An 8683-nucleotide genomic window follows, 5' to 3' on the forward strand; every position below is an offset into this window, starting at 1 on the left:
CCGGCCGCCCGGCCCGCCGCTAACAGGCCGGGTGGCCACCAATCAAGGAGACCACGTGACCGACAGCCCGTACACCGACGAAGACCTCCGCGCCACAGCGGCCAGCATCGTCGCCTCCGCCATCAGCGGCATCACGCCCAGCGAAATCGCCGACCGGATGGACCGTAGCTATGTCCAGTCCACCGGTAATAGCGGCGGAAACGGCCGCACCTGGGACCAACTCCTCAACCGCGGTGACCTCGACACCACCGAGTTCCTCGGGGCCCGGCAGCAGATCGACGACCTGATCCGCGACGCCGCCGATGTCTCCGAGTGGGCCATCCAGCTCGGCGCCGCCAACCTCACCCCGCACCCCGCGATGGCCTGGCTGTCCACCACGAGTGGCTACGACATCGCCGTACAGGTCGCCACCACCCCCGAACTCACCGACACCGCACGGGACGAACTCCTCTCGGAGATCCACAAGGCGATCGACGAGACGGTCCGCCGAGTCCTCTGCCTCAAGCCCGTAAGCGAGGCCGCCGTATGACCCAGCTTCCCGACGACATCGCCTGGACCCTCATCAACACCGAGGACTGGGGAGGTGGGCTGGAGCGCACCTTCCGCGCCGAGAACGTCGAACACGCCGACTGCGGCGGCGACGTACTCCTCGTCCACCTGCACGACGAGATGGGCGGCATCACCGGCGCCCACTCCCGCTGCGCCAAGTGCGGCGAGGACCTCACCGCCTGACACGCGTCCAGGCCGCCCGCCCCGCATATCGCGGGCGGCCACCGCACCCAGAAAGGTCAGCAATGAATACCATGACTCGCGAGGAGCTTGTCGCGCTCCTCGATGACTTCCGCGACCGGGTCGCTGCCGGCGACAGTCTCGAAGGCAAACTCCAGTACAGCCTGCCCCCTGTCGGTCAGCACTACGAGGTCGGCGCCCTGTACCGCATCGGGCAGCTCCTCGGCCAGGGCAGCACCACCATCGTCGGCATCACCCTCGATGTCCCCGGGGCCGCCGCATGACACGCGACGCCATTCGCTGCGCCTGCGGCGACTCCGACGGCCCCTTCGAGCAGCAGGACGACGGCACCTACCGCTGCGAAGGCTGCATCAAGAGGTCGCGCGCGGACGGTGCGGCATGACCAACCCTCGCCACGCGCACGAGACCGACAACGGCCGCTACTACACCGACCCGGCCGGCGGACCCGACCTCGTCTCCGTGACCAACGTCCTCGACACCTCCGTCAACAAGACCCGCTCACTGTTGCCGTGGGGCGTCAAGCTCACAGTCGAGTGGATCCTCGACCACCGCATGGAGGTCGCCCGCAGGGCGATCACCGACCGGGACGCGCTCACCAAGCAGCTCAAGCAGATCCACCGCGACGCCCGAGAGGAGGCTGCCGACCTCGGCACGATCATCCACCAGGCAGCCGAGAAACGACTGTTGGGAGCGCCTTTCGCGGTAGCCCGCGAGGTCGCACCGTACCTGCACCAGCTGGAGATGTTCCTCGGCTATTGGGGTGTCGACATCGGCAAGCACGTCGAAGCCGCCGAGATCACCTGCTTCCACCGGCGCCTCGGCTACGCCGGCACCGCCGACCTCATGATCTGGCTGCCCACCGGTGAGGACCGTCAGCTCGAACTGTGGCTGATCGACTTCAAGACGTCGGCCACCCGCTCCGCGAAGGCTGTCTACCCAGAGAACACCCAGCAGCTGGCGGCTCTGCGCTACTGCGAGACCGTCCTCCTCCCGGACGACAGCGAGCAGCCGATGCCGGCCATACAGCGGACCGGTGTCCTCAACCTCCGCGCCAAGTCCCACGCCCTCGTCGAGATGCCCGCCGACCGCGACGCCCACAAGGCGTTCCGCGGCGCCCTCGTCAACGCGCTCTGGCACCACGCCGCCCCCTCCTCCTACCCGGCACTTCTCGCCCCCGACCAGCCCGTCCCGGCCCGGTGGCGCAACTTCCGAAAGGTGGCCTGACCGATGGGCTCCCGACTCCTCAACATCCAGCGCCGCGCCGCCGAACACGGCCGCCTCCGCACTGGCTACACCCAAGGCAATCGGCCCATGCGCTCGGCGAATTGGGTCGTCACCTCGCACAGCGAAGAGCACGTCAGCAAGGCTGCCGAGCTGTGGGGCGGAAAGCCCGAGCAGTGGACGCCGCTCGGCTCGACGATCAGCCAGTGGCGCGTCATCACCGAAGCCTCGTCGATCGAGGCGCTCATCACGCCCGGCGACCCGCTGAACCAGTACAACGAGATGTGGTCCAAGGGCGGCTGCCAGCGCCGCTGCGACGGCCAGACCGAGCTCCTGTCCCGCCAGCCCTGCCTGTGCGAGCGGCAGTTCGGAGAGGACTGGCACGCGCAGCCGAAGGGGCGTGTCTGCTCCACCACGTCCCGCATGAACGTGATGCTCCCCGATTTGTCCGGCATGGGCATGTGGCGTGCCGAGACCCACAGCTTCTACGCCGCACAGGAGTGGGGCGGCATGGTCGACCTGGTCCTCGCCGGGACCAACGGTCAGGGGTTCGTGCCGGTCAACCTCCGCATTGAGCCGCGGCAGCGCGTGGCGAACGGAGAGACGAAGAAGTTCCCCGTCGTCGTGGTCGAGCTCCGCGGCGTCACTCCGCGCCAGGCCCTCGCCGGCCCGATGCCTACCGCCATGGCCCTCAACCCGGGTGCCCAGGCGGCAGCCCCCGCTCTGGAGGCGGGGCGCCCCGACTACCTGGCGCTCGCCGAGGGAGCCCTCACATCGGACGACGTCGGCGACGTCTATCGCCAAGCGAACGCCGCAGGCCATCTCAACGACCAACTGGTCGCCGACCTGAAGGCCATCGCCGACCGCAAGAAGGCGCAGGAGGCCGGCCCGGACGAGGACGGCGCCTACGAAGCCGAAGTCGTCGAAACCGTCTCGTAGCCGCTCCGTCCTTGGGTGTCCCCGCCCGCCCAAATCGGGCGGGGACCCCGACCTCAAGCACATCACACCTGATCGGAGAACCGCGATGAGCTATATCCAGCCCGCGTTCGACGGCGCCGACATCACCGCCCCCGCCCCGGCCGCCACCCGCCGCATAGCCGACGACTACGAAGCATGGATCGACGAAGTGTGGCCCGCGTTCGTGGCCGCCGCCGACACCGGCGAGCCGTTCACCGTCGATGCCATCGCCACCGCCAAGAAGCTGCCCGACCCGCCCCACCCGAAGAGCCAGTGGGGCCACCTGCCGACCCGCCTCCAGGACGCCGGAATCATCCGCCACTACGGCTACGGCGGATCCGCCCGCGCCCGCCAGTCCCTCGTCCACGTGTGGATCGGCGTCCCCGCCCGACACCGCGAAGCCGTCGCCCGCAGGCGGCGCGAAGACCGCGCCGCGCGGCGGACCGAACGGCGAGCCGCATGAACCTCCTTCGCCGGCTCACCAACTGGCTCCGCCGCCGTGAACCCCGCGACCCGCAACTCGCCGCACTCGAACGCATCTGGCGCCACCCCGCTGCCCGCCATCGCAACACCCCAGGAAGGGGGACCCGATGACCACCACGAAGCCACTCCCGCCCCATGGAAGCCTCTACCGGCACAAGGGATTCCACTGCAACTGCCAGCCCTGCCGTCAAGCTGGGCTCGACTACCAGCGCACCCGCTACCGTCGCATCGGATACGGCACCTGGCAGCCCCTCGTTGACGCCGACCCCGCCCGGCGACACATCGCGACCCTGCGCCGCGAAGGAGCCAGCGTCCCCAGCATCGCCGCCGCCGCAGACGTTTCCACCGCCACCCTCGCCCGCCTCCTCTACGGCGTGAACGGCCAGCGGCCCACTGCCCGACTCCGCACAGCATCGGCCAACGCCCTACTCGCGGTAAAGGTCGAAGACTGTGAGGTCTCCGACGGCGCCCGCATCGACGCCACCGGTACCCGTCGACGCATCCAAGGTCTCGTCGTCGCCGGCTGGCCCTTCACCGCCATCGGCCCCGAGATCGGGATCCACAACCGGCCCCTCGGCGCCCTCGCCCGCGCCACCCACGTGACCGCCGGCAACGCCCGCAAGGTCAAAGCCGGCTGCAGGCGGCTCGCCACCTTCACACCCGAGCAGTACGGCATCCCCTCCCAAGCCCGATCACTGGCTCGCCGAGTCGCCGAACGCGAAGGCTGGATGCCGCTCGCGGCCTGGGACGACATCGACGACCCGGACTGCCTGCCCGACCTCGGGCCCGACCCCCGCGCGAACCGCGACGAACTCGGCACATATCGCCGCCAGGAGATCCGATACCTCGACTCCTTCGGCATCCCCGAGCACGAGATCGCTGACCGGCTCGGCATGGCCCGCGCCTACGTCCACGATCTCATCCGCGACATGCGCAAGGAGCGTCTCCTCAAGCCGGCCGTGACCAGCGCCGGCGACCTGGAGGCTGCCGCATGACCCGCCGTGACTGGCGCGACCAGGCCCTTTGCCGCGAAGTCGACCCCGATGAGTTCGTGCCCGACGTCTGCCACCCCGGCATCGTCGCCGAGCTCAAGGCGATCTGTGGCCGGTGTCCCGTCGCCAAGACCTGCCTCACCGAAGCCCTAGCCGAGGAGCACGGCATGCCGGCCCAGCTCCGGTGCGGCATCCGCGGAGGCACCACCCCGCGCGAACGCCACGCCATCGCCAATCGCCGGAAGCGGAGCTTGGAGGCCGCAGCATGACGCACCGCGATCACGGCACCTACGTCAAGTACAAGCTCGACGCCTGCCGCTGCTACCCCTGCTGCTTCACCGAAGCCCAATACCGGGCTAACCGGGCCCGCGCCATCGCCTACGGCACCTGGCAGCCCTACGTCGACGCCGAACCCGTCCGCGCCCACGTGAAGACCCTCAGCGAATTCGGCATCGGCTGGATGCGGCTCGCAAAGATCGCTGGCGTTCCCCGCGGGTCCGTATCCAAGCTGCTGTACGGAGACGCAAGCCGTGGCCTCGCGCCCTCGAAGCGGCTCTTGCCCAAGAACGCCGCTTCCCTGCTCGCCGTCGAGCCCACTCTCGACAACCTCGCGGGATCAGCCCTCATCGACGGCACCGGCACCCGGCGTCGCCTCCGGGCACTCGTCGCAGCCGGCTGGCCTCCAGCGCGACTCGCCACGCAATTCGGATGGCACCCTTCGAACTTCGCCAACACCCTCTACGGCGACCGACAGGTGAAGGTCGGCACCGCACGCGCCACGGTCACCCTCTACGACGAACTGTGGCGCACCGACCCCCGCAGCCACGGTGTTCGGCAGCACGTCTACGACCGGGTTCGTCGACAAGCCGCAGAAGCCCAGTGGGCGCCGGTCGGGGCGTGGGACGACGACCAGCTCGACGACCCCTCGGCGTTCCCCGACTGGACCGGACGCTGCGGAACACCCGACGGCCACCGCGCCCACTACCGCCTGGGCACCCCCACCTGCCAGCCATGTCGCCAAGCCCGACCAGTCGCCCGCCGTCGTCCGGTCGCCGCTTGACGCACCAACGCCCCGCAGCCCCGGCAGCGGGGCACCAACCCAGCCCGAGTGGCGCAACTGGAAGACGCGGCGGTCTTAAACACCGCTCAGCTGCGGGTTCGACCCCCGTCTCGGGCACCGTCACCAGCCCCGCCAGACACACCGGAGACCCAATGGACTACCAACTCACCCTCACCACAACAGGCCAGCCACCCGCCTACCGCACCGTCACCGGCGACACCCCGGCCGAACTCGCCGCCGCCATCCACCGGCACGCCCGCGGCCTCCTCGCCGGTCAGGTCGACATCCACCTCGACCAGGAGACGCTCACCGGAACCATCCGCCGGGCAGGCGCCGACGCAGGGACCTTCGCCCTCGCGCCGGCCGAGGAAGACCAACCGGCCGTCATCGAATCAACGGCACCCGACCATGTGGCCCACGGCTACACCATGCGAGACCTCGACCGCGCAGCACGCGCCGCCTGCACAGCCGACCGCAGTCTCTCCTCCAACATCACCCTCCGCTACGACCTCGCCTGGTCAGCCATCGCCGAACACCTCGTCATCACCGACCAGCCCCCGACGTGGTACGAGTTGGTGCGCGTCGGATGGCAAGCCATCTACCAGGACGTGAAAGCCGTCCGCCGCCTCTACGGCGTCGACCCCACCGGCCGATCCGGCGAAGTCGCCTCCGCGCCCCGCTTCGTCGCCTACTGGACGCACGTGTCGACCGACGCGGCAGGCGAGGGCATCGTTGAACGGATCGCCGTCCACCAGGTGCTGGCCACGCTCCCCGAGCATCAGCGGCAGGCAGTCGTTGCCCTCGCCACGCAGGACGACTACCAGAAAGCCGCCGACAGCCTCGGCATCAAGTACGGCGCCCTCACGGCCCGCATCCGGCACGGCCGCCACGCCTTCCGCGCCCTGTGGTTCTCGCCCGAAACGTCCCCACCCACCAAGGGCACCGACCGGCGCGTCGCCTCCCGGGCCGGGGTGCCCGACCACTGTCCGCAAGGCCACGAGTACACGCCGGAGAACACCATCCGCCGGCCATCCAGCCGCGGCCGACGCTGCCGTACCTGCGAACAGATCCGAGACGCCGCCCGCAACCGTGCAGCAAAGGCCGCAGCATGACCCGCCCGTCCGAAGCCGAGGCCACGTGGCACCAGCAGATGGTGCTGCGGGAGACGCTGACTCTCGCCGTACCGCTCCACATGGTCGAACTCCACGGCCTGTCACCGGACAGGCTCGCCGGCATCGCCTCCGACGCGGCCACCACCATCGGATCCCACGGCGACGCGCTGCAATTCGGCGGGAAGCACTGCGCGGAGGCGTTCAACGCGCTCGCTCGCGGATTGGCCGCAGCAGCACTCACAGCCGACGGCGGCGCCGACTTCGCCGGCCACCACTGGTGCGCCGACCCCCGCTGCCGGGCCGCCAGCCGCTTCGACCACGCACCCGACACCGACGACGACGCCGAACCCCCAAAGGCGACACCCATTCCGGAGCCACGGGCTACCCACGACGTGCCACTCACCGGCACCTACCTGTAGCCGCACACACCAACGCCCCGCGGAAACCGCGGGGCGAGAAGGGAGGGGAGAGGGATGTCAGTCGGAGGACTCGTTCATGCGGCGCACGACAGCCGCGTGGTAGCCAGCCTTCTTCGGGTCTGGGGCGATCTTCGCGACCCACTCGCGGGTGAAGCCGGTCAGTTTCGCCATGTGCGACGGGCCCTTCCCCTCCGCCCGGCCCTTGACCAGGAGGTCGCGCAGCTCTTCGTCGGCGCGCTTGAAGGCGTCCTCGGCCCTAGCTCGCTTCTTGGCTGCGGCCTGAATCTCCGTGTCGAGGGTGTCCATGTTGCACATAGTGCCACGACGCTCCGTGGACGCGCTACGCCAACGCGCATTGTGAACGCGGACCGCGAACGCTATTCTCGTTCTCATGCAGTCCGATCGGAACTCTCACCTCTCCAACCAACAGAAGGCCCTCGATCTGGCACGCCGACCGCGGATTCCGCGGGACGAGTGGCTGAACGCAAACAGGGAATTGCGCCAGCTGCTCCCTATGCACATCCCGCTTCGCAGGCTCGACCGGAACGCCCCGACAGCGAACCTCCTCAAGCGCGGCGAGGAGCGACCGGAGTGGTGGCTACCGCTCTGGCCGTACCTCTACCGGTTCTACGACGCCGAACTCAAGCCGGTGTACATCGGCATCACGAGTTGTCACGCCACGAGGATCGACAACCATCGCAGGCGGTCCGAGTGGTGGCCACTCGCCGAGTACATAGCGATCTCGGTCTATCCGACAGAGAAGGCTGTGGCGGAGGCCGAGCGGGCGGCCCTCAGGCGCGAGCAGCCCCGCTTCAACAAGCAAGGTGTGCGCGGCCCGGCGAACATCTCGATCCACACCCGCGGGCCAGCGGAAGAGGCGGCCGCCCTCCTGTTCCGCCAGGCCGACCCGGCCTTCGTCGCGGAACTCGCGGCGCTCCTGGCTCAGCCCGAACGGTTTCCGCAGCCCACGCCGCCACCACCGGCCCGCTTCGCGGAGGAGACGGACTGAGGCACTTCATCGGACCTGTACACACCGCTCGAAAGAAGACCACCTAATGGCTCGCGGACACGGACGCATCCTCACCAGCATTTGGGACGACGCTGATTTCCTCGCGATGGACGAGCGCGAGCAGCGGCTCTACTTGTTCTTGATCTCGCAGCCGAATCTGAACCACGCCGGTCTGCTGGACCTCACGCTCCGACGGTGGTCGCGCAAAGCCCGCGGCCTCACCTCTGCCGAACTGGAGAAGCTCCTCCAGGCCCTGGAAGCGGCGCGCTTCATCGTCATGGACGACGAGACCGAAGAGCTCCTCATCCGTTCGTTCGTCCGTAACGACGGCGTCTGGAAGCAGCCGAAAGTGATGGGCGCCATGGTGTCCGGCGCTCTGGAAATCTCTTCGTGGCGGCTGCGTAGCGCTCTTCTCGCTGAGGTAGCTCGCATCCCGCTACAGGAGTTGAGTGACGAGCCGGGCGCCCGGGGCGCTTCGATTCGCCAGCAAGTCACTGAGCACATCGCGACCCTGCGTAAGGCGTTCGGTAACCCTCCGACCGACCCGAACGGAAGGGGTTCCGCAACCCCCTCCGAAACCCCTTCGGCAACCCCCTCCGAACCCCTTCCCGAGGGGGGTCCGAAAGGCTCTACGCGCGGGCGCGCGGCCACGCACGTACACGCGGCCCCTGCCCCTGCCC

The 8683-nt window shown here is 69.1% G+C and carries 15 protein-coding genes and 1 tRNA gene; 15 read left to right on the forward strand and 1 reads right to left on the reverse strand.

The genetic code is table 11. The features are described 5' to 3' along the window. Window positions 1-55 precede the first annotated feature (55 nt). From EST92_RS19790 to EST92_RS19845, 13 genes are all read left to right on the forward strand, one after another. Complete coding sequence (locus tag EST92_RS19790) at window positions 56-529, forward strand: hypothetical protein (protein WP_129282210.1); 474 nt, start codon at window positions 56-58, stop codon at window positions 527-529. Next, window positions 526-732, forward strand: coding sequence for a hypothetical protein (locus tag EST92_RS19795; RefSeq protein WP_129282211.1), 207 nt, complete (start codon window positions 526-528; stop codon window positions 730-732). The genes EST92_RS19790 and EST92_RS19795 overlap by 4 nt, the downstream gene beginning before the upstream one ends. Before the next feature lie 62 nt (window positions 733-794). Beyond that, complete coding sequence (locus EST92_RS19800) at window positions 795-1013, forward strand: hypothetical protein (RefSeq protein WP_129282212.1); 219 nt, start codon at window positions 795-797, stop codon at window positions 1011-1013. Further along, window positions 1010-1132, forward strand: coding sequence for a hypothetical protein (locus EST92_RS32605; protein ID WP_275540892.1), 123 nt, complete (start codon window positions 1010-1012; stop codon window positions 1130-1132). The genes EST92_RS19800 and EST92_RS32605 overlap by 4 nt, the downstream gene beginning before the upstream one ends. Then, entirely contained in the window at window positions 1129-1974 is an 846-nt protein-coding gene (locus EST92_RS19805) for a hypothetical protein (protein ID WP_129282213.1), read from the forward strand. Before EST92_RS32605 ends, EST92_RS19805 begins: the two co-directional genes overlap by 4 nt. A 3-nt stretch (window positions 1975-1977) precedes the next feature. Next, on the forward strand, window positions 1978-2910 hold the full coding sequence (locus EST92_RS19810; protein WP_129282214.1) for a hypothetical protein: 933 nt from the start codon (window positions 1978-1980) through the stop codon (window positions 2908-2910). An 85-nt stretch (window positions 2911-2995) separates the two neighbouring features. Further along, window positions 2996-3391, forward strand: coding sequence for a hypothetical protein (locus EST92_RS19815; protein WP_129282215.1), 396 nt, complete (start codon window positions 2996-2998; stop codon window positions 3389-3391). Window positions 3392-3518: 127 nt separating this feature from the next. Further along, the gene (locus EST92_RS19820) at window positions 3519-4406 is read left to right on the forward strand and encodes a hypothetical protein (RefSeq protein WP_129282216.1); all 888 of its coding nucleotides are present in this window, start codon (window positions 3519-3521) and stop codon (window positions 4404-4406) included. Next, the gene (locus EST92_RS19825) at window positions 4403-4672 is read left to right on the forward strand and encodes a WhiB family transcriptional regulator (RefSeq protein ID WP_129282217.1); all 270 of its coding nucleotides are present in this window, start codon (window positions 4403-4405) and stop codon (window positions 4670-4672) included. Before EST92_RS19820 ends, EST92_RS19825 begins: the two co-directional genes overlap by 4 nt. Then, on the forward strand, window positions 4669-5463 hold the full coding sequence (locus EST92_RS19830) for a hypothetical protein (protein WP_129282218.1): 795 nt from the start codon (window positions 4669-4671) through the stop codon (window positions 5461-5463). Before EST92_RS19825 ends, EST92_RS19830 begins: the two co-directional genes overlap by 4 nt. A 42-nt stretch (window positions 5464-5505) precedes the next feature. After that, window positions 5506-5580: transfer RNA gene (locus tag EST92_RS19835), tRNA-Leu, on the forward strand. A gap of 35 nt (window positions 5581-5615) precedes the next feature. Then, a complete protein-coding gene (locus EST92_RS19840) occupies window positions 5616-6575 on the forward strand; it encodes a hypothetical protein (RefSeq protein ID WP_129282219.1) in 960 nt (319 codons plus the stop codon). Beyond that, window positions 6572-6994, forward strand: a complete 423-nt coding sequence (locus tag EST92_RS19845) for a hypothetical protein (protein ID WP_129282220.1) — start codon at window positions 6572-6574, stop codon at window positions 6992-6994. The genes EST92_RS19840 and EST92_RS19845 overlap by 4 nt, the downstream gene beginning before the upstream one ends. 57 nt (window positions 6995-7051) lie before the next feature. On the opposite strand, the gene EST92_RS19850 is transcribed toward EST92_RS19845, so the two are convergent. Next, entirely contained in the window at window positions 7052-7300 is a 249-nt protein-coding gene (locus EST92_RS19850) for a hypothetical protein (RefSeq protein WP_129282221.1), read from the reverse strand. Between the two features lie 85 nt (window positions 7301-7385). Here EST92_RS19850 and EST92_RS19855 point away from each other — a divergent pair, with 85 nt between their 5' ends. Both EST92_RS19855 and EST92_RS19860 read left to right on the forward strand, forming a co-directional pair. After that, a complete protein-coding gene (locus EST92_RS19855) occupies window positions 7386-8003 on the forward strand; it encodes a GIY-YIG nuclease family protein (protein ID WP_129282222.1) in 618 nt (205 codons plus the stop codon). 46 nt (window positions 8004-8049) lie between these two features. Beyond that, window positions 8050-8683, forward strand: a 634-nt coding sequence (locus EST92_RS19860; protein WP_216849113.1) for a hypothetical protein, incomplete at its 3' end; no start/stop codon positions are given.

The organism is Streptomyces sp. TM32 (assembly GCF_004122755.1).
Lineage (GTDB): Bacteria > Actinomycetota > Actinomycetes > Streptomycetales > Streptomycetaceae > Streptomyces > Streptomyces sioyaensis.